Below are 20,606 nucleotides of genomic sequence, written 5' to 3' on the forward strand. Positions count from 1 at the left end.
TGTGTGGCCCACGGATCGGTGACGGAGCTAAGCCGCTGGCCGGTGAAGTCGCTGCGCGGTGAGCGCGTCGACACAGCTCGCTTCGACGACCGCGGAATGGCGGGTGACCGCGCGTACGCGCTGCTCGACGAGCGCGCCACCCGAGCCGGCAACGTGCTGACCGTCCGCCAGAATCCGACGATGCTCAGCTGGGCGGCGAGCTACGGCGACGTCGCCGACCCGACCGAACCGCCGACGCTTCGCGGCCCGGACGGCGTGGACTGGACCTGGACGGACCCCAAGCTCGCCGACGTCCTCGCCGACTCGCTGGACATCCCGCTCAGCCTGCGCGCTGCCGACGGGCAGCAGGACCGCGGGCCCACCGTGCTCGTCACCTTCGAAGCCTCCCGCGCCGCCCTGTCCGACGAACTGGGCGCCGACGTCGACCTGCGCCGCTTCCGAACGAACCTGCACGTGACCGCCGGCCTGCCGGCCTTCGCCGAAGAGGACTGGGCACCCGGCACCACGCTCACCGCGGGCGAAGTGGAGCTGGCGGTCACCGGGGACAACGCCGGGCCGTGCATCCGCTGCGCGGTGCCCAGCTGGGACGCCGACGGCCGCGAGCGCTGGCGAGACCTGCAAACCCACCTGATCGGGTGCCACGACAACAAGTTCGGCGTGATCATGCGCGTCACCAAGCCCGGCGAAATCCGCCTCGGCGACGCGGTGCTGCAGGAGCCGTGAGCCTTTTGGGCTGCCGCGGCGGCCCAAAAGACCCACGGGCATTCACCGGAAGAGCTTGCGCACCACCGCAACGGTGACGAGAACGCCGACACCGATCAGCACGTAGCGCACCCTCGGGTCGTTGAGCTTCTCCTGCAGGCTGGACTTGCCGTACTCGACGAAACGCTTCGGGTCCGCCTTGACGCTCAGTTGGTCCAGCGTGGCGGCCAGCGCTTCACGCGCCTGCTCGATGTCGCGCTCGATGACGTCTTGATCACGGGCCACGTGTCCTCCTCGCGTTCACCTGGCTGCTGACACCGTAGAGCACCACCGAACCCGCCACGCACCAGCGGTTCGCGTGTCGCGCCCTGAGCCCCGGTCTGGGAACTCCCCTCCCGCCAAGATCACCTCACACGCTACGCTGTGCCGAGCGGGGCCGTAGCCCAATTGGCAGAGGCACTAGGTTTAGGTCCTAGCCAGTGAGAGTTCCTCTTCCCTACCCCGAACGGCAGTCGGGGTCCGTCCGCATCGCGGTGGAGGATCAGCGGAGTCCCGGGTGACGGCTTCGATGCGTCCGGCTGAACGGAACCCGCCGATTCACTCCCGCGCGAGTTCCGCCTCGCAGGCGGCGCGCAGGCGGCCGAAGACCGATTCGGAGCCCGCCGGCCGCGGAATGCCCAGGTGCTGCTCCCGCAGCTCGTCCATGAACGCGTCCCACAGCTCGGGGCCACCTCGTTCGAGCAGTTCCGCGCGGATGGCCAGGTCTCGCGTCACCGGCAGGTGACGCCGTCCCCATGCACCGAGGTGGGCCATGACGGGGACGAGCTGGATGGCGGGCTCGGTGAGGCTGTAGATCACCTTCTGCCTGTGGGTAGGGTCGGCTGCCTTCGACAGCAGGCCGTTCCGGGCGAGGCGCTGGAGCCGGGCGGCGAGGATGTTCGAGGCGATGCCTTCCTCGGAGTTGTGCAGCAGCTCGCGGAAGTGCCGGCGGTTGCCGAACATCATGTCGCGGACGACGACCAGCGACCACTTGTCGCCGAGCAGCTCGACGGCGAGGTTGATTGGGCATCCGGAACGCCGCTCGTCCCTCACTGGCCCCTCCCATCGATCGGCAACCGCTTGCACTTTGCATCCGGTTGTCCGTATGGTTCCACCACCGATTGCAAAATGCAATCGGATGGGACGGCGAACATGGGCGCTCCGATGCTTGACGCGATCACCGCAGCCGGCGCCTACGCGATGGGGCGCAACATGTTCGGACCCGGTCCGCGGCGGGTGGGACCTGGGCTGGAAGGGCTGGTGGGGCGATGCACCCCGACCAACCAATGCCTCCGCGCCGGGCTCATCGACGAATTGCGCACCCACATCGCCCCGGTCACACTCGGTGCCGGAGAGCGGCTGTTCGACGGCGTGCCCGCGCTGGACCTGGAACTGGTCTCCGCGCGTCCCGCCTCCCTCGTCACCCACCTCACCTGCCGCATCGCCGCTGAACCGGCGGCGAAGCGGGAGCACGGAGCACGAATCCGCTCCACCGGGCAACCGCATCCCCGGACCGCACGTCTACGCCGCAGAACCAGTTTCGGCTGTGATCGGAGGCGTGATGACTTGGAGAAGCGCGGCCTTCGTGGCGGCGGGCGCGCTAGCGCTGCTGGGGACGATTCCGGCGGCCCACCCGGCGACCGGGGCCGTGCACGGAATGCACTTCTTCGACCGCAACGTCGACGGTGCTTGGCAGCCCGGCGAACCTGGCGGCGGCAGCGCGGTCGGGCTTTACCACCTGGACGGCAGCTGGGTGGCGACGGTTGGGACGAATCCCGATGCCACGTACGAAATTCCCGACGTGCCGCCCGGCCAGTACCGGGTCGGCATCAACCCGATCGGCTACCAGATGACCACTCCCAGCGAGGTCGTCGTCGACGTGCGCCCCGGCGGCACCGCCCGCGCCGACTTCGGCAAGCTCGGTAGTGACATCACCGGCGTCACCTGGCACGACGTGAACGCCGACGGGCAACGCCAGGCGGACGAGCCGCTGCTGCCAAACATCCCCTTCTGGATCGGCAGGTGGGGTAGCGGTACCGACGGCACCGGGCACTACTCGATGCCGAACCAGGGAACCAGCACCTACGTCCTGCGCTTCGTCCCGCCCGAGGGCATGGCGTTCTCGCCGCAGCACGTCGGCGCGCCGGAGACCGACTCCGACGCCGACCCGGTCGATTGCACGGCGACCGCCGTCGTCACGCTGACCGACGGCAGGATCAACCAGATCCCGAACCTCGACATCGGGCTGGTCACGAAGTAGGCGGACCACGGCAGTTGCCGTGCGCGCTTGGACGTTCCGTCCAATTAGGACTTCCGCACGGGAAACGGCAAGCAACGCAACCGGATGGTTCCGGGCAGATCCGCGTGAACCGATCCGCCTCGGCGCGCATCACATGAACCGGCGACGTCCGGCCAAGAGTGGCTACCCCGCAATACGGTGACGGGCTGGGCCGTGCGTTTTTCTGGGAGACGAGTTTTCGCACATTGGTATTGGTCACTACGGCACCTGCCTTGGGCTCAATGCCTTGTGCGTCTCGCAGTCATGGTTGGTGGCGTATTCGGCAATGGATTTCTTCACGCAGTCATCGCATCCGATTCGTGCGATGTAGTCGCTGTCGCCGCGGACAACAGGTTTGCCGCAGAGCGTGACTCGGTGGCGCACCATGTGCGCAACCCGATCGGGAGATGTCCAGGTTTCGCCGGTCACGGCTGCACCTGCTCACGGATGCCCGGGGTGGGGGCGGTCGCCATGTTTGGGACCGACCCCACGATCCCGCTTCGCGCCACGCCGATGGGCAATGTGCCGCGCTTAGCGGGAGGCGTCGCGCAGGTCCTGCCGCTCGGCCGCCACAGCAGTAAACCGAAGCCGCACAACACGCCCGGCAACAGAACGACGGCCAGGAGAAACAACCATTGCGACATGAGAAAACCCTCGCCCCTAAGGAAAGGAGCGAGGGGGACTTGATGTCACCGGGGACAATCTGTCCCCGCCCGATCGGGCTAAGCGGCGATACCTAGCCGTTCGGCGAACTTGGCGGCTTCGGTACGGATCGACATGGGGCCTCGCTGGGCGAGATCGCCGATAAGTTCCCGGGCTGCCAAGTTGAACTGGACTGCCTCGGTCGAGTGCCTTCCGGCCTGAATCAATGGAATCAGTGCGCCGCTGTCACGCTGCTGGTGGAGTGCTCGGGCGACGTGGACCAGATGCGAAGCACGCCAGTTCCGGGACGGGATTGCTCCGATGTCGACTGCCTCTGCTGCCCGCACGGCCTCCGTAGCATCGCCCAGGGCCTGGGCGAGCCAAGTTCGGTGGAGCGCGACATGGCCAGCGCTGAAACCGTGATGGTGTGCGTAGTCATCTGGCAGACGCGACACCATGCGGTTTGCGTCCTCCCAGTGAACCCATGCCGACGGGTCGCCGAGATGCCGGGCTTTCGTGGAAGCGCAGGCAAGTTGAATCGCACCCCAAAGCCCACGTGCGTCGTCCGGCCCGGTCTCCAAGTACGGTTCGAGTGACTCGGCGGCTTGACGAAGTTGGTCCACGGCTTGTTCTTCACGCCCAGTGACTCGGAGGGCGAAAGCCGAGTAGAGCAGACCAGTCGCGTACGCGGTGGGAAGGTCAGCGTCTTCGGCCAAGGATCGCCCTCGATCAACTGTCAGCCAGTACCAGTGATGGGCGTCACCTTGCCACGCGAGGTACGCCTGACCGAGATGCATCACGTCAGCCAAGGCCGCACGCGCTTGCCTTCGGTCGGTTCCTTCGTGGGCTTGTAAAGCACTGCGGCCAGCCCGGATGAGTTCAGGCAGGACCTTCGCGGAGGCGGACCGTTGTACCTCAGATGCGTGCCAGTCCTGCCATGCTTGCGTGGCAGCTGCTTGAAGCCATTGTGGCGAAGCAGGGTTGCGGTCAGCCGGAAAGTAGTCCGTAAGCGCGTGCCCAACTTCTTCAGCGCCCGGGTGTGTAGGACGCTCGGCCTGAAACACCGGCGCGCTCACCTCGGGACCGTAGATTTCGGCGAGGTCCTTCACCCCAAGGACCCGAGCGAGCTTCACGCCGGTCTCTAGCGGAAGGCCTCGTTGCCCTCGCTCGATTTTCTTCAGCCAGTCCTCGGACTTCCCTAAAAGGCCGGCGATGGCGGCCCGGCTCTTACCGCGTCGTTCGCGGAGGTGACGGACGGTGTTGCCGACTTGCGCGCGCTCGTCTTCGGATGCCATTGAATCCACCTGCCCTCGTCGCCTGGTGGTGCCTGGTCCCTTCCCCGCCATGCCGCTAGGGCGTCCCCTAGGAGCGTTCGCCTCGGCGGAGAGGTTCCTGAGCGTAGCGACTGTTGACCATGCAGTGACAGCCCAAAACGGGCTGCCGTTCCGCCGAGTTGGCGAGGCCGCCCGGAGTGGCAACGTCTGGCGTCACTATCAGCGTGTCTAACCGATGAAAGGTGGTAGCGGTTTCGCGTGCCATGTGGAAGGTTCATCGAAAATCGGCCACCGCTGACCCGGACCTGCAAAATCACCCATTCATCCAATATGGGAGCCCAAAAGACTCACGGCCCCGTTCGCGGTCGGCTCGCGCAAGGGGGCTGGCGACACCGTCCACGTCATCGTGGTTATGACGCTGGGCATCATCATCACCTGGGTGTTCAGCCGGACGCGGCAGGGCCCGCCGCTGATCGTCCTGCTGCACGTCACCTTCAAGGCCGCCTCGGCGGTGCTGGTTCCCCGAGCTGTTCCCCGTTTTCTAGCGCAGCTGGGGCCGTGCAGGAAACGCTGGAGGAGATCGCGGCAGGAGCGATCGACTTCTACACCGGGACGTTCCCGAACACGGCGTCGCTGTTCTCTGGACCGCCAATGCTGACGGCGCACCGGGACACGTTGCAGCAACGGGGCATGGCCCCACGTGGTCCGCGACAAGCTGGCGGCCTACCTGGCCGCCGAACAACGGCGGGGGCGATCAGCGGAAGCGAACCCCGAAGCGGCGGCTGCGCTACTCGGAGCATGCCTCCAGAACGCCTTCGTCGCCCACTTCTCCAAACAAGCGAGCCCCCCCGACAGACCTGGCCGAGACGCACTGCTCCGACAACGATCCGAACCAGGACTTCGACGACCTGAGCGGCGATTTCGGGACCGCGCTGGAGACCTGGCGGGCGGAGTGTGCGAAGTCCCGCGAGATCGTCGCCGCCGCCACATCGCTCGACGAGACCGGCATCCGCCGCTCCACCGGCGAGCCGATCTCGCTGCGCTGGGTCGTGTTCAACATGCTCGCCGAGTACGCCCGGCACAACGGCCACGCCGACCTGCTGCGCGAGCGCATCGACGGCACCGTCGGCGCGTGACTTTTCCCGGGGTGCGGGACTTCGCGGAAGTTCGCCGCGAAGTCCCGCATCCTCGGTGGTCAGCGGTCGGCGAGCCACTCCAGGGCCGCGGTGGTCATGGCCGTCACGCCGGTCGTCAGGGTCGGCTCGACGACGGGGGCGAAGAACGGCGAGTGGTTGGACGGGATGTCCCGGCTGAGGGTGCGCGCCTGCTTCGCCGCCAGGAACTTCTCCTCGTCGGCGCCGCCGAAGAACCAGTAGCAGGTGGGCACGCCGGCGGCGGTACCGAAGATGCCGACGTCCTCGCTGCCGGTCACCGGGTCCATCTGGTGCACCCGGTCGCCGATCTGCTTGCGCAGCGCCGCCGTCGTCCGGTCGGTGGCCGCCGGGTCGTTCACCAGCACCGGGAAGTCGTGGAGCGGCTCGAACTCCGGCTCCCGCTCGGCCCCGGCGGCGATCGCCTCGGCCCGCACGATGCGCTTGACGGCCGCGATCACCTGCTCCCGGACCTGCTCGTCGAAGGACCGGATGTTGACCCGCAGTTCGGCCTGGTCGGGAATGATGTTGTCCTTCGTGCCCGCCTTGATCGCGCCGACGGTGACCACGGCGGTGTCGCTGGGGGCGACCTCGCGGGAAACCACGGTCTGCAGCCGCATCACGGTCGCCGATGCCATCACGACCGGGTCGATGGAGTTCTGCGGCTGGGAGCCGTGCGCCCCGCGACCGAACATGGTGACCTTGATGCCGTCGGCGGCGGACATGCTGGGGCCGCTGATCATGCCCACCGAGCCGGACGGGAACGGGAAGACGTGCTGGCCCAGGCAGACGTCCGGCTTGGGGAACCGGCCGAAGAGGCCGTCGTCGATCATCGCCCGCGCCCCGGCACCGATCTCCTCGGCGGGCTGGAAGACCGCCACGATCGTGCCCGCCCACCGGTCGCGGGCCGCGACCAGCAGGTCCAGCGCGCCGAGCTGGCAGGTGACGTGCATGTCGTGGCCGCAGGCGTGCATCACCGGGACGTCGTTGCCGTCCGGGTCGGTGCCGCGCCGGGTGCTGGCGTAGTCGAGGCCGGTCTGCTCCAGGACCGGCAGCGCGTCGAAGTCCGCGCGCAGCAGCACCGTCGGCCCCTCGCCGTTGCGGAGCACGCCGACCACGCCGGTGCGCCCGACCTCGGTGGTGACCTCGAGGCCCAGCGCTTCCAGCCGGCGCGCGACCTCCGCGGCGGTCCGGTGTTCGGCGAAGGACAGCTCCGGGTTCGCGTGCAGGTCCTTGTAGAGATCGGTGAGATCACCCCGGATGTCGTCGAGTCGGCCCAGCACGGCCCCAAGATCGCCCACAGCACCCTCCGTTCGTCGGCCCTCACGTTATGCGTGGTCACCCGCACGCACCACACCTCCCGACCGTTCGGCAAGCGAGGGGATCCTTGACCGACCAAGCCGGTCGCGAGGCCTCCCAGCGAGTGTGGAGCTGGTCAGCGGTGGGCGGGGAACTCCACGACCTGTTGGTAGGTCGGGCGGTTCTGCCAGCTGATCTTCTCCTGGGCGATGCCGCCAATCTTGGTCTGCAGGATCGCGTCCGCGCACCACTGGTCGCCGGGCGTGCAGTCGGCGTCGCCCGGGTAGGTTTCGGCCGCCGGGATCGCTGCCGCCTGCTGCAGGGTGTCGAGCAGCATTTGTCGGCAGGCCTCCGCGTTTCCGCCGCCGCACAGCGGCTCGCCGAACCCGCCGGGCACCGGCTCCCCCAGCACCGCGCGGATGTCCTTGGACACCTGGCCGAACCAACCGAACTGGAACGACGAACCCTGGTGGCTTTGGCCGACGTGCCGGCCCGGTTCGCCGTTCTGCCAGCCCGAAGGCGACTCGTTGATCTGCATCACGTCGGTCATCGCCTGGTAGGCCGCGCCGCCCACGGCGGGCTCGAACTCGCCGCGCACCAACAACGGCCACCACGCGTCCAGCAGTTCGATCGCGTCGGCATGCGCGTAATCTCTGCTGCCCGGTTCGGTCTCCACGCGCTTGCCGCCGTCGGCCAGCCACGCGCGCAGCTCGTCGACCAGCGCCGACACCTGCGGGTCGGCGACGGGCCGGGTGTCGATCAGCCGCAGTAGGTCCGGGAGGACCCGTTCGGCGCGCAGGTCGGTGACGCCCGCGTCTGCCATCGCCTGGGTCAGCGTGACGCGGTTAAACTTGCCGCCCGCCGCGAGGTGCACGGCCACGCGGCGGTCGAGCAGGTCGCCGCGCTGCACCGCGCCCTTCTCCGCCCGGTCGCCGGCCGTGCCGGGCGCCCGCTTGTTGTTCCAGCTGATGTAGTAGTCCTGGTTGACCGAATTCGGGTGCTCCTGGAACGGGGTGTAGGCGGCGGAGTTGTCGGCCGGGTTCCAGTCCTGCCACTCGAACGCCGGGTCGGAGGCGATCGGCATGCTCGGGTCGACGTCCGGCTTGCGCACCACGCTCGCCCCGGAGTTGAAGTAGGCCGTGTCGGTGGCGTCCGCGTAGAACCAGTTGAAGGTGTAGCTGATGTCGTGGGCGGCGCGCTGGAAGTCCCGCGCCGAGGTGATCGCGGACGGGTCGTTGAACTTCTGGAAGCCGGTGATCGAGTCGACCTCGTGCAGGAACGTCGAGCGGGCGCGGGCGAACGCCACCGGCTTGCCGTCGACGGTCGCCCGGTGCGTCACCGGCCCGTAGCGGGTGCGGAATGACACCAGGCGGTAGGAGCCCTGCGGGGTGTCGTCGCCGAGGTTCGGCTGCCAGGCGTTCTCGCGTTCCACGGTCTGCATCGGCAGGCATTCGCCGCGGAAGCGGTAGGAGTTGGAGTCCTTCGTGGCCGGGCGGCCGTCCGGTTCGCACAGCTCGACGGCGTAGGTGTCGATTATGTCCTGCGACGCGGTGGTGGCGCTCCAGGCGTAATCCTGGCCGCGGCCGAGCAGCGTGTAGAAGCTCAGCCCGGCGAAGGAGGCGCCCTTCGACGAGATGCCCGGCCCCTGGAGTTCCTGCAGGGTCAGCAGCTGCGGCGAGAAGTAGCCGGTCTGCGGCCCGAAAACCGCCACCGGGTGACCGCTTTCGGTGTGGGCGCCGGAGACCACGAGCGCGTTGGACATGCCGCGCTCCTGCCCCATGCCGCCCGGCACCACGCCGTCGTCGAAGATGCCGCGCAGGCTTTCCACCGGATCGTCGGTGGCCGGGCGGGGGTTGACCGATTCGGGCCGGGCGGCCGGTTCGGGGGTTTCGGCGGCCGAGCCGGTCGGGTCGAAGATCAGCTGCTGGGCGGAAACGGAACCGGGGTCCGGAATCACGACGCCCCGCGGGTTCGCCGGTGAGCCGCCGTACGGGAACGCCTGCCCGTCGTGGATGGTGCTGATGGCTTCGGGATCGTTCTCGGCGCGAAACGCTGCCCAGATCTGTTCGCCGCGCTCCGGCCCGAACTGCTCGTGCAGCGACATCCGCGCGACCGCGTTCTGTACCTCGTGCCCGCCGCCACCGCCGAACTGGGCACCGACCAGCGAGGCCAGCACGACCAGGTCGGTGACCTTGAACGGTTCGATCCGGCCTTCGTTGGTGATCGGATCGACGTGGCCGGTGGCGACGTACTCGCCGGGGAAGTAGCGCCCGCTGTGCGACTTCTCGATGTATTCGTTGATTCCGTCCACATAGGACTTGGCGTCTTCGAGGGCGAGGCGGCCGCGCTCCCCGAAGCGCGAAACGGTGTCGATCTGCTGCTGCAGCTCCTGCTCGGTGTACGGGGAGGCGGAGAAGAACTGCTGTTCCAGCTGGCGATTGGCCGGGGCACCGCCGGCGAACGGGGTCACCTCGCCGCGCCCGGCGCGACGCATCGCGTCCATCAGGAACAGCTTGTCCTCGGCGGTCGCGAAGCCCGCGCCGTACGCGGTGCCGGACCGGGTGGTGCCGTAGATGTGCGGGATTCCGGCGGTCTTGTCCCGGATGATGGTGACATCTTCGCGCGGCTGGTAGGTCCGCTCGACGTTGTCGGGCCGCACGCCGAACGAGTTGTCGTTGAAGAACTCGTCGATGGTTCCGGTGGTCAGCTCCGAGTAACCGCCGGCGAGGCGGTCGTACTTGGCGAGCTGGTCGTCGGAGTGCGGCGGCCGGGTGCCCAGCAGCATGTGCGCGACGAGCTCGGCGAAGGTCGCGTTGCCGTTCTGGCCGGGCGGCAGGATGTGGTGGCACTGCTCCCGGCAGTAGTCCGTGACGGGTTCCGGCGCCGGTTCGGCGGTCGAGGCCGGCGCGATCAGCAGGGAACCGACGACTGCCACGGCGCTGAGCGCGGCCAGGTTGGGCGATCGTCGCGACATGCCAGGGTCCTCCCGATAGGTCGTCGCCGACCTCGGACGATAACTACCCAGGAGTAAGAATGAAATACTTTCACATTAGGCTTGACTCGAACGGCCCAACACGAAAACCCAAGTAGACCAGCGAAAACCGGCACCACGACTGCACAGACTGTGGACAACTCGCACAACCTGTGGACAACTCCCTCAATTTCAATGGAAATCAGAGGTTCGATTTCAATGCCGGGTAGACGGCGGGGATTTCACCCGCCGTCCCCCACAGATCCGGACGTAAGCCTCTCGGCTTATCCGGCTCGTGCCGTTCAGTTGTCAGGTCGTGTAGCGCAGCGCCCAGTGCGCGAACAGGTCGGGCGATCGTTGCCGGACACCCTTCAACCACGCTCTCGTCCGGGCTTCGCTGCGTACGAGCCGCTTGTACTTCCGTCTTGCCCAGCGCATCAGATGGCGATCAACGCGCTTGCCGATCGGGACGACCGCGCTCGGATAGAACGCGGTGAAGTAGTTCAGCCAGCCTCGCAAGGCCGGGTTCACTTCTTCGGCGAGGTCATCCAGGCTCCAAGTCGTGCGTCGATGCAGCCGCCAGGATGCGGCCTTGCGGCTCATATCAGTCAGCTTCCCCGGTGCCACCGCGGGCAGGAATCCGGTCCGGGCCTTGCCCCGAACCTTGTCCCACGCTTTCCGGGGACGAAACGCGTACCCACAGAACGTGAACGTCACCTGCTCATAGGCCAAGTGGCGCCGATCGTCCTTGCAGTACACGATGCACGTCTTATCGGGGTGCAACTGCAACCCGATCTCCGCGAACCGACGACCGATCGCCTGGCGCACCTGGTGCGCCTGCCGTTCGGTCACGCAGTGGACCACCACATCGTCTGCGAACCGCTCGAACCCGACTCCGGGAAACTCCCGGTTCATCCAGCTGTCGAAGCCGTAGTGCAGGAAGATGTTGGCGATCAACGGGGATATCGGACCGCCTTGCGGTGTCCCCTTCGTCCGGTGGGCCAGAGTTCGGTCGGGCATCTGCATCGGCGCTTTCAGCCAGCGCTCCACATACAGCATGACCCACTGCTGGGTCGTGTGGCGCGCCACCGCCTTCATCATCAGATCCCACGGCACGGAGTCGAAGAAGGCTTTGACGTCCAAATCGACGACCCAGTCCTTCTTGAAGCACCGCTGCCGACATACCCGCAGCGCATCTACCGGCGACCGCCCAGGACGGTAGCCGTAGGAGTCATCGTGGAATATCTTCTCCACGTCCGGCTCCAACATCAGCACCGCCGCAGTCTGCGCCACCCTGTCAACGACGTTGGGTATGCCCAAAATCCTGGTTCCACCCTTCTTCGGGATCTCCACCGCTCGGACCGGACCAGGGAAATAACTGCCCGACGACATGCGGTTCCACAGTCGGAAAAGGTTGTCAATCAACCTCTCCTCAAACTGCTCGATCGTCACGCCATCTGCCCCGGCCGCTCCGCCGTTACTTTTCACCTTCAGCCACGCGGCCCAGATCAGCCGCTTGGGGATGTCGTACGACTTGCCTTGCAACCCTGGCTGACTCACGCGGTTCCTCCCTTGCGGTTGACCACCTGCGCCAGCCCGAACGACCCCGCTCCTTCGCTCCCCAACCCACTGCGATACGCAGGCGGATCACAGCTACTACGGGCGAGTCCGCCGGCGTCCCCGCTTCGGTACTCTGCTCCTTGCGGATTCCGCCGCTTGGAGTCCTCCCTCTCGCCCCCGGCCACGCGGCCAGCGACAGTATCGGGGCACGCCTTCACACGTTCCATACGAGAGCCTGGACCGGGCTCATGCTGCCTATATGCCGGACACCACCTGGGCAGTAAGCGGATATCCCCCAGGTTCATCCCGAGACTCACCTCCGGCCTCGGTTTTGATGTCGTCTGACTGAGTTTCGACACGTCAACGGCAGAGAACTTCACGTTCATCGCTCATCTTCCCGGTCCACACCTGACGCGGTCACTGCCGCGCCTTTTCCCACGACGCTCAAGACGACGGTCTTCAGCCAACGCCCCTCGTGGTGGTTTGAAGCCGTCTTCCGCAAGACGGCTCCGGAGGGCCAAACAACCTCCATCTCCCGTACAGCACCGCAGTCCACGAGGCTGCCATCGATCCCTACCTCGCTTTCCGCGTTCGTGTTCGCAAGAGGTGATCTCAGTAAGAGGTGTCTGAAGGCGGCCTGCCGGATTGGGTGTGTGATCGGGTAGGGCTGGACTGGGGAGAGTAGGACGTGGGGTCCCTGGTAGAAGAAGTTCGACCAAGAAACGATCTTCGACCAGGGAAGGCCCCACGTGGTCACGTATTCTGCCAAACTCGATGTTCCCCGTGAACTGGTGGTCTTCCTCAGCAAGCTGCTAGGCGGTGAACGCCGCCGGAAAGGGACCCGCAAGGGCCGCCGGGCGTTGACCACGTTCTGGCAGGCTGTGCTGGTCCTGCGGTGGTTTCGCGGGCCCCGACATCACCACACTGGCCCGCGATCACGGTGTTGGCCGTGCCACCGGCTACCGGTATATCGACGAGGGCATCGAGGCGCTGGCCGCGCAGGCCCCGGATCTGCACGAGGCCCTGCAGCGCGCGAAAGACAACGGCGACGCCTATGTGCTTCTCGACGGCAAAAACTTCTCTTCCGACCGTCTCGGCGAAAAGATCACCAGCGTCAAAGGAACCGAGATCGACCGGTGGTACTCCGGGAAAACCCGCGAACAAGCGGGCAACATTCAGGCGGTGATGGACCCGAAGGGGTTCCCGCTGTGGGTTTCCGACGTGGAGCCGGGGTCGGTGCACGACATCACCGCCGCCGAAGACCACGTCCTCGGGGCCCTGTACTGGGCCTACTCCCAGCTCGACCTGCCCACCCTGGCCGATGGCGGCTACCAGGGCGCCGGAGCCGGGGTGTTCACCCCGATCAAACATCCCAAAACCAGCAAAGGCCGCCCACTCGACGTCGACAACCAGACCTACAACAAACTGCTGCGCGGCCTGCGCGCCCTGGCCGAACGCGGATTCGCCCTGCTCACCGGCCGTTGGCGCACCCTACGACACTTCACCACCAGCCCCCGCAAAATCGGCCCCATCGTCCAAGCCGCACTCGTACTCACTCATTACGAACACGGCCGACTCGCATAGCCCCTACTGAGATCAGCTCAATGGAAATCAGAGGTTCGATTTCCATTGAAATTGCGGACCGTCAGGATGCCTTGGCGGGGGACACCTCGCCGCTCTTCCACTTGGCGTTCTCCAGCTCCAGCGCCGTCCACAGTAGATTCAGCGGGTGCTCGGCGTAGTAGCCCTGCCGCTCCCCTCGGCGCGTGAACGCTCCCACCAGCACCTGCATCTTCGGCCCGACGTCGTTCACCAGCTCGATGGTGCGCAGGCCCTGGCCCTCCGGCAGCCGACCGTCGCCAGCCGCCTCGCCCACCCCCTGCGTGACGATCATGCACCCGTACAACAGCTCCGAACGCAGCAGGTCGAACCCGTAGCGGACGTCGTCGATCTCGGCGGCGATACCGAGCTTGTCGCGGAAGTCGGTGCCGAACCAGCCGTGCAGGAATCCGGAGATCAGTCCGCTCGCCGGCACCACCAGCGGCACCGCGTGCAGTTCACTCGCGCGCATCACGCGGTTCGGCAACTGTTCGCCGGATAAGTTCGTGACCAGGCTCAGACCGCTGCGCCGCCACTCCATCACGTCGAATTCGGCCAGCACCGAGTCGTCCTCGGCGATCAGCACGCTACCGCAGACCAGATCCGCTTGCTTCGTGCGCAATGCGTCCAGCAATTCGCGGGTCCGCAAGTGCGTGACGCGCAAATCGATTCCGCGTTCCTGGAATTCCTCGGCCACGTGTTCTCCCGCATTGGCGAGGAAACCGAGCGTGAAACGAGTGGTGCCGACAGTAACCGTTTCACCGCGAAGTCGTCGCGATTCGCGAACGCCGTCCAACCAGTCCGCCAAGGTGTCCCGCGCGATCTCCACGAAGGCTTCACCGGTGGCGGTGAACAACACCTTCTTTCCGCGCCCCTGCTTGACGACGAGTGGTTCTCCGCACAGCTGTTTGAAGTTCCGGTTCAACGTGTCCAGCTGCTTCTGCACGCTGGACTGCTCCCGCCCGAGCGATCGCGCCGCGGCCAGCGCGGTTCCCACCTCGTGCACCAGGACCAGCGTCCGCATCTGGTCCATTGTGGTGTCCAGCAGCGCAGCCGGTGACTGCAGCAGGCGGCTGCGCAGGTCGGTCGCGGGCAAGCTTGCGGTTCCGGCTAACGGCACGGCTGCTTCCTTCTCTCTTCCCTTTCTCGCCGGAGTGTAGTGCGCCGAACTGATCTGCATGCCAGAACTAATGATCTGCGGAATTTTTCCGGAAAGTGCTGGAAACCCGTGCGGCGCGGTGTAATGATCTGCCTCGCCCCCAGCAGCGGCACATCGTCGACCGCCCGGGCCGGTTCGCACGGTCCGGTGAACTCGGGGCAATTCGCACGGACGCGGGCTGCGGTGCCGTAAACACTGCTGCCTGCTTGGAGAGGATTCGCGAAGCATCATGCGCACCCACCACCGCCGCGTCCTACCCGGGCGCAGCGTCGGACGAGGTCTATTCCCGCAGCGCGTGGGCCCGCTCTGCGGTGCGCAGCGCCGGACAACGGGAGCGTCGCGCGGCGGTCGACACGGCTACCGGCTCCCCCGGCACACGCTCCGCGCGGGAACGGACCACGGCCACCCGGCGACCCCACCCCGGCCAGCCGGGTCGGTGCCACCCGCGGACGCGGGTCCAGGTGACGGCGCCACCCCTTATCCCCCGAACTTCATCCCCTTTTCTGAAGCCCGGCAAGGAGAAACAAGCCGTGACGTACTCCCAGACCGCTCCCCCGGCGACCGGTGCACCCAGCACGCTCAAGAAGCCCGGCACGCTGCTGGTGCTGGTGGTCATCTCCGCGATCTCCGCGTTATCCGGCCTGATCGGCGCGATCTACGTGTTCGCCGGTGGCCGCGGCCTCGCGGAGAGCTACGCGACCAACCTCGTCACCAGCAACCCCGAGGTCTTCGACCTCGACACGGTCATGGAGACCACGGGCACCGACAGCGCCCAGGACGTCATCGAGCTCGCCAAGTCCGTTGACATGTGGGACAGCGTGGTCTCCATCGCGCACCTGCTGATCGCCTTCGCCGCGCCGCTGCTGCTGTTCACCCTGTTCGCGCTCAAGGGTGCGACCTGGGCGCGCGTCCTGATCACCAGCTTCGCGATCCTGTCGCTGTTCGGCGACCTGGCGACGGCGTTCGGCTACGGCCCGCAGCTGCTGAACATCACGGGCTTCGTCGGCCTGCCGACCGCGATCATCGCGGTCGTGCTGTGCTGGCTGCCGGCGAACAACCGCTACGCCAAGGCCCGCAAGCTGGCCGCCTGATCTGGAATCGGCAGCGCCGCACTGGGGGTCGGCGCAGCGGAATTCCACAACGACGGAGGCCCGGCACCGAAGGGGTTCGGTGCCGGGCCTCCGTCTTTCCTGCTGCGAACGAGCCTCGAAGCGAGTGCTTCTCAGGCCGACTTGAGTTGCTGGCGTTGGCGGCCGAGGCCGCCGATCTCCAGCTCCACCACATCGCCGGCCGCCAGGTACGGGAAGCGCCCGGACATCGCCACGCCCTCCGGCGTCCCGGTGTTGACCAGGTCGCCCGGCTCCAGCGTCAAGTACTGCGATAGGTGCCGGACGATCTCCGCGACACCGAAGATCATGTCCGCGGTGTTGGAGTCCTGCCGCGTCTCGCCGTTGACGAACGTGCGCAGCCGCAGCGCCTGCGGGTCGGCGACCTCGTCGGCCGGGACCAGCCACGGGCCGACCGGGTTGAACGTCTCGCAGCACTTGCCCTTGGACCACTGCCCGCCGGAGTGCTCCTTCTGGAACGCCCGCTCGGAAACATCGTTGGACACCACGAACCCGGCGATGCAGTCCAGGGCCTGCTCGGCGCTTTCCAAGTAGCGGGCCCGGCGGCCGATCACGACCCCGAGCTCCACCTCCCAGTCGGTCCGCTCGGCGCCGCGCGGGATCAGCACCTCGTCGTACGGCCCTACGACCGTGTTCGGGTGCTTGAAGAACAGGATCGGCACCTCCGGCGGGGCCGATCCGGACTCGGCGGCGTGCGCGGCGTAGTTCTGGCCGATGCACAGCACCGCCATCGGCCGCGCGATCGGCGCGCCGACCCGCAGGCCGGTGCCGTCGCCGGCGTCGTCGACCGCGGGCAGCTCGCCGGCGGCCAGCGCCGCGCGGGCCCGCTGGATGCCGTCGCCGGCGAGGAACTCACCGTCGATGTCGTTGGTGATCGGGCTCAGATCGAATACCCGGCCTTGGTCGTCTGCCACGTGCGGACGCTCAGCACCCACCGGACCCAACCTAAGAAACTTCATCTCGCTCCTTCTCGAACGTGCGTGGTCGGCTTGCGCAGCGGTGCGGGTAGCGGAACCTCAGACGCCAATGCGCCACGCTGGGGTAGGTCCTCCCTGAGAACCCCGGCGGGGTGGGCACAACCTGAGAACCTGCGGCGGTGGACGTTGCGCCCGTGGCAGAAAGCGGCTGACGCCGCGTGCCTGATCGGCGAACTTGCGCTGAACAACCCGCCCCTCCCGGCCTACGCGATTTCCTCCGGCACTGCCGTCACGGCTGGTCGGCCGGGTGGGATGCGGGTGCACCCCGAGACCAGGTCGCAACGGCAACCCTCCGACCCTCCACGGAACCGGCCCGGAAGGCAATACCTCACGGGCGGGCCGGCCGGACGAGGATCTTGCGATCGACCCCGGACCGTGGAAAACCAGTGCGCGCATCGGCTCGCCACCTCTTCACATAAGTGAAGGTGAGTTCGATCACTTGAGATTGGGCCAAGAGGCAGTGCGCCCCGTCAAGCTCGGAGCGCGCGGGTCACCGCGCCGAGCCCTTCCGCGATGGCGCGCAACTGGTCGCGGTCGAGCACGTCGATGAGGTTCGCGCGGACCAGTTCCACATGCCCGGGCGCGGTCGCGCGCAGCTTCTCCCGGCCCGCTCCGGTGAGCCCGGCGACGACCCCCCGGTCGTCGGTGTCGCAGGTCCGGCGGCGCACCAGCCCGGCCTTCTCCAGCTGCGCGACCTGGTAGGTCAGGCCGCTCTTCGAAGTCACCACCCGCTGGGCGAGCTCGGTCATGCGCAGCTCGCCGCCGGGCTCGGCGGCGAGCCGGACCAGGATCTCGTACTGCGGGTGGGACAGCCCCGCCTGCTCGCGCAGCTGCTGCTCGATCCGCCGGGCGATCAGGTTGCTCGCCTCCACGAAGGCGTTCCAGGCGGCCATCTCCTCGGCGTCCAGCCAGCGCGGTTCCGTCATGCCAACACCCTAGCTTGTTCAAATTCGAACGACAGCGTAGCTTGGGGTGTGGTTCAAATTCGAACTAGGAGGATCGCCATGACCGCACCGGCGGCGGACCGGATGCCCGCTCTCTACCTCAGCCACGGCGCGCCGCCGCTGGCCAACGACCCGCAGTGGCCCGACCAGCTCGCGGCCTGGTCCCGCGACCTGCCAAAGCCGAAGGCCATCCTGATCATCTCGGCGCACTGGGAGGAGGCGCCCCTGGCGATCGGAGCCACCACGACCGTGCCGCTGGTGTACGACTTCTGGGGTTTCCCCGAGCACTACTACTCGGTCCAGTACGCCGCGCCCGGCGCGCCGGAACTCGCCGCCCGGGTGCGCTCGCTGCTGCGCAGCCCGGACACGCCGGTGCAGGACTTCCCGGAACGCGGCCTCGACCACGGCGCGTACGTGCCGCTGAAGGAGATGTACCCGGACGCCGACGTGCCGGTGCTGCAGATCTCCATGCCGACGCTGGAGCCGGATCGGTTGATGCGCATCGGTCAGGCGCTGGAACCGCTGCGCGACGAAGGCGTCCTAATCGTGGGCAGCGGCTTCTTCACGCACAACCTCTCCGCACTGCGCGCCGGGACCACGCCGAGCTGGTCGACGGAATTCGACGACTGGGGCGCGCGGGCCCTCGAAGCGCGCGACGTGGACGCGCTGCTCGACTTCCAGCACAAGGCCCCGGCGGGCCGCCTGGCACACCCCCGCACCGAGCACTTCGCACCGCTGTTCGTGGCGCTGGGCGCGGCGGGCAAGGACCTCGACCAGCAGAAGATCGCCATCGACGGCTTCTGGTGGGGCCTGGCCAAGCGCTCCATCCAGTTCGGCTCGTGAGTGCGAAAACCGGTTCTTACCGGCTTTCGCGCTCACGAAGCCCGATCAGCGGCGGAGCTGGTGCTCGACGGAGGCGACCACATTGGACAGTGGCGCGCGGGTCTCATCGGTCCAGTCCGGCCCGCAGCGCGGCGTCGGCGCGGAGACCGACATGGCCGCCACAACCTCGCCCGAGTGGTCGCGGATCGGCATCGCGACGCAGCGGCAGCCGATGATGTACTCCTCGTCATCGAAGGCGAAACCGCGCACCCGGGCCTGTTCGATCTCGGCGAGCAGCTCGGTCGGATCGGTCACCGTGTTCTCGGTGAAGCGCGCCAGCTCCACGTCGCGGTAGCGGCGCTCCAGTTCGTCGTCGGACAGCCCGGCCAGCAGCGCCTTGCCCAGCCCGACGGCGTGCGCGGGCAGCCGCATTCCGACCGCGGACACCAGCTTCATCGGCTGCGGCGACTCGGCGATGGCGATGTAGACGTTCTCGGTGCCGTCCAGCCGGGACAGCTGCACGGTCTCGCCGGTCTCCTGCGCGAGCTTCTCCATCAGCGGCAGCGCCAGGCCGACGATGTCGCGGTGCCCGGTGTAGCCCTGTCCGACGGTCCAGGCCTTCAGCCCCAGCCCGTAGGTGCGGGTGGTCTGGTCGAACTCGGCGAAGCCGCGGTGCACCAGGGTGCCGAGCAGGCCGTGCACGCTGGACAGCGGCAGCCGGAGGGTTTCGGCGATGTCGCTGAGCCGGTGCCGGCCGCGGGAGAGCAGCTCGAGGATGACCAGCGCCCGGTCGGCGGATTTGACCACGTTCTGCCCGCTGCCCGCCTGCTCAGCGGTGGCCGGTTCCGCCTTCACGCCGGATTTCCTCCTGCTCCGTTGCCGCCGTGCTCCCCCGCACGACCTACTGAACAGTACAGCGGGCGAGCCGGGCCCGCGCAGCTCGTCCAGGAGACGCAGGCGGCGCTGATCCACCAAGCCCGCGAGTAGTTCTGGGACTACGGAACCCAATCTCACTCGTTGGACTTGACCTGCGAAAACGAACACCGAGTCGGCACGCAGCGTTCGTCGCGCGAGCCGATCCGCTCGGCCTCTACCCGGCCAGGGCGGTGGCTATTTCGGTGGCCAGGGCAATGTTGTTGCGGTACACCGCGATGTTGACCGCCAGGCTTCGGCCGCCCGTGGCGGTGCGGATCCGGTCGAGCAGGAACGGCGTGATGTCGTGGCCGCTGACGCCTTGCTCCCGGGCCTGCTCCCACGCCTCGGCCAGCGCCCGGTCGTGCAGCGTCGGGTCCAGCTGCTCGGCCGCCGGCACCGGATTGGCCACCAGCACGGCCGAACGCAGGCCCAGCTCGTCGCGGGCCGTCACCACTGCCGCGACCTCGGCCGGTGCGCCGACGGAATGCTCGATCGCGTGGCCGGAATCGGCGACGTAGAAACCCGGGAAGCGCAGCGTCCGGTAACCGAGCACCGGGATGTTCAACGTCTCCAACCGCTCCAGCGTCGCGGCGACATCCAAAATGGATTTCACCCCGGCGCTGACGACCACCAGCGGCGTCGCGGCCAGGGTCACCAGGTCGGCGGATTCGTCGAAGCTGGTCGCCGCGCCGTGGTGCACCCCGCCGAGCCCGCCGGTGGCGAAAACCCGGATTCCCGCGCGGTGCGCCAGGAATGACGTCGCCGCGACGGTGGTCCCGGCGTTGCGCCCCTTGGCTGCGGCGATCGGCAGGTCCCGGACGCTCGCCTTCACCGCCGCGCGGTCGCCGGCCAGCCGGTCGAGCTGCGCGCCGGTCAGGCCGACCGTCGCGACCCCGTCGATGACGCCGATCGTCGCAGGCACCGCCCCGGCGGCCCGGACCTGCTGCTCGGCGGCCCGGGCGACCTCGCCGTTGTCCGGGCGCGGCAGCCCGTGGGTGATGATCGTCGACTCCAGCGCCACGACCGGGCGCCCCTCCGCGACGGCCCGCCGGACTTCCCCGGATACCACCGGCAACGACATCCGCACCTCCACCGCGGCGGGGCCCGGAGCCAGCGTCGCGGAAAAATTCCTCGGGTCCGAACGCCC

The 20,606-nt window shown here is 67.7% G+C and carries 16 protein-coding genes and 3 pseudogenes; 7 read left to right on the top strand and 12 right to left on the bottom strand.

Annotated features, from left to right (window positions below):
• The first annotated feature begins 3 nt into the window (after positions 1–3).
• Positions 4–723, top strand: a complete 720-nt coding sequence (locus SSPN_RS0108730) for an MOSC domain-containing protein (protein WP_010693666.1) — start codon at positions 4–6, stop codon at positions 721–723.
• Between the two features lie 42 nt (positions 724–765).
• Here the strand turns inward: SSPN_RS0108730 and SSPN_RS0108735 are convergent, their stop codons facing one another.
• Complete coding sequence (locus SSPN_RS0108735) at positions 766–987, bottom strand: DUF3618 domain-containing protein (RefSeq protein WP_010693667.1); 222 nt, start codon at positions 985–987, stop codon at positions 766–768.
• A 312-nt stretch (positions 988–1,299) separates the two neighbouring features.
• On the bottom strand, positions 1,300–1,794 hold the full coding sequence (locus tag SSPN_RS0108740) for a winged helix-turn-helix transcriptional regulator (RefSeq protein WP_010693668.1): 495 nt from the start codon (positions 1,792–1,794) through the stop codon (positions 1,300–1,302).
• 159 nt (positions 1,795–1,953) lie between these two features.
• Here SSPN_RS0108740 and SSPN_RS50655 point away from each other — a divergent pair.
• Both SSPN_RS50655 and SSPN_RS0108745 read left to right on the top strand, forming a co-directional pair.
• Positions 1,954–2,136, top strand: a pseudogene (locus SSPN_RS50655) (dihydrofolate reductase family protein); the annotation flags it as partial.
• A 166-nt stretch (positions 2,137–2,302) separates the two neighbouring features.
• Positions 2,303–3,001 carry an SdrD B-like domain-containing protein gene (locus SSPN_RS0108745; protein ID WP_044573656.1) on the top strand — a complete coding sequence of 233 codons (699 nt, stop codon included), beginning with the start codon at positions 2,303–2,305 and terminating at the stop codon, positions 2,999–3,001.
• A gap of 237 nt (positions 3,002–3,238) precedes the next feature.
• Here the strand turns inward: SSPN_RS0108745 and SSPN_RS54455 are convergent, their stop codons facing one another.
• Entirely contained in the window at positions 3,239–3,448 is a 210-nt protein-coding gene (locus SSPN_RS54455) for a hypothetical protein (RefSeq protein WP_143539489.1), read from the bottom strand.
• 293 nt (positions 3,449–3,741) lie between these two features.
• Complete coding sequence (locus SSPN_RS50660; RefSeq protein ID WP_010693671.1) at positions 3,742–4,956, bottom strand: helix-turn-helix domain-containing protein; 1,215 nt, start codon at positions 4,954–4,956, stop codon at positions 3,742–3,744.
• A gap of 854 nt (positions 4,957–5,810) precedes the next feature.
• On the opposite strand from SSPN_RS50660, the pseudogene SSPN_RS50665 reads away from it, so the two are divergent.
• Positions 5,811–6,071, top strand: a pseudogene (locus SSPN_RS50665) (mycothiol transferase); the annotation flags it as partial.
• Positions 6,072–6,130: 59 nt separating this feature from the next.
• Here the strand turns inward: SSPN_RS50665 and SSPN_RS0108775 are convergent.
• The 3 genes from SSPN_RS0108775 to ltrA all read right to left on the bottom strand — a co-directional run bounded on the left by SSPN_RS0108775 (position 6,131) and on the right by ltrA (position 11,916).
• Entirely contained in the window at positions 6,131–7,387 is a 1,257-nt protein-coding gene (locus tag SSPN_RS0108775) for a M20 family metallopeptidase (protein ID WP_010693678.1), read from the bottom strand.
• Positions 7,388–7,521: 134 nt separating this feature from the next.
• Entirely contained in the window at positions 7,522–10,359 is a 2,838-nt protein-coding gene (locus SSPN_RS0108780) for a penicillin acylase family protein (protein WP_010693680.1), read from the bottom strand.
• A 306-nt stretch (positions 10,360–10,665) separates the two neighbouring features.
• Positions 10,666–11,916 carry a group II intron reverse transcriptase/maturase gene (ltrA, locus tag SSPN_RS0108785; protein ID WP_101376449.1) on the bottom strand — a complete coding sequence of 417 codons (1,251 nt, stop codon included), beginning with the start codon at positions 11,914–11,916 and terminating at the stop codon, positions 10,666–10,668.
• Between the two features lie 749 nt (positions 11,917–12,665).
• Here ltrA and SSPN_RS43125 point away from each other — a divergent pair.
• Positions 12,666–13,500, top strand: a pseudogene (locus SSPN_RS43125) (transposase family protein).
• 61 nt (positions 13,501–13,561) lie between these two features.
• Here SSPN_RS43125 and SSPN_RS0108795 read toward each other — a convergent pair.
• The gene (locus SSPN_RS0108795; RefSeq protein WP_337466323.1) at positions 13,562–14,905 is read right to left on the bottom strand and encodes a LysR family transcriptional regulator; all 1,344 of its coding nucleotides are present in this window, start codon (positions 14,903–14,905) and stop codon (positions 13,562–13,564) included.
• A 299-nt stretch (positions 14,906–15,204) separates the two neighbouring features.
• Between SSPN_RS0108795 and SSPN_RS0108800 the strand changes: the two genes are divergently transcribed.
• Positions 15,205–15,765, top strand: coding sequence for a hypothetical protein (locus SSPN_RS0108800; RefSeq protein WP_010693687.1), 561 nt, complete (start codon positions 15,205–15,207; stop codon positions 15,763–15,765).
• Between the two features lie 131 nt (positions 15,766–15,896).
• Here SSPN_RS0108800 and SSPN_RS0108805 read toward each other — a convergent pair whose 3' ends face one another.
• A complete protein-coding gene (locus SSPN_RS0108805) occupies positions 15,897–16,760 on the bottom strand; it encodes a fumarylacetoacetate hydrolase family protein (RefSeq protein ID WP_029535124.1) in 864 nt (287 codons plus the stop codon).
• Between the two features lie 488 nt (positions 16,761–17,248).
• Positions 17,249–17,704: a MarR family winged helix-turn-helix transcriptional regulator gene (locus SSPN_RS0108810; protein ID WP_010693689.1), complete on the bottom strand. Its 456-nt coding sequence runs from the start codon at positions 17,702–17,704 to the stop codon at positions 17,249–17,251.
• A 78-nt stretch (positions 17,705–17,782) separates the two neighbouring features.
• Here SSPN_RS0108810 and SSPN_RS0108815 point away from each other — a divergent pair, with 78 nt between their 5' ends.
• Positions 17,783–18,565: a dioxygenase family protein gene (locus SSPN_RS0108815; protein ID WP_010693690.1), complete on the top strand. Its 783-nt coding sequence runs from the start codon at positions 17,783–17,785 to the stop codon at positions 18,563–18,565.
• A 45-nt stretch (positions 18,566–18,610) separates the two neighbouring features.
• Here SSPN_RS0108815 and SSPN_RS0108820 read toward each other — a convergent pair whose 3' ends face one another.
• Together SSPN_RS0108820 and SSPN_RS0108825 are read right to left on the bottom strand one after the other, a co-directional pair.
• Complete coding sequence (locus SSPN_RS0108820) at positions 18,611–19,399, bottom strand: IclR family transcriptional regulator (RefSeq protein WP_010693692.1); 789 nt, start codon at positions 19,397–19,399, stop codon at positions 18,611–18,613.
• Between the two features lie 235 nt (positions 19,400–19,634).
• On the bottom strand, positions 19,635–20,546 hold the full coding sequence (locus tag SSPN_RS0108825) for a pseudouridine-5'-phosphate glycosidase (RefSeq protein WP_029535125.1): 912 nt from the start codon (positions 20,544–20,546) through the stop codon (positions 19,635–19,637).
• Positions 20,547–20,606: the final 60 nt, after the last annotated feature.

Source organism: Saccharopolyspora spinosa NRRL 18395, assembly GCF_000194155.1.
Lineage (GTDB): Bacteria > Actinomycetota > Actinomycetes > Mycobacteriales > Pseudonocardiaceae > Saccharopolyspora > Saccharopolyspora spinosa.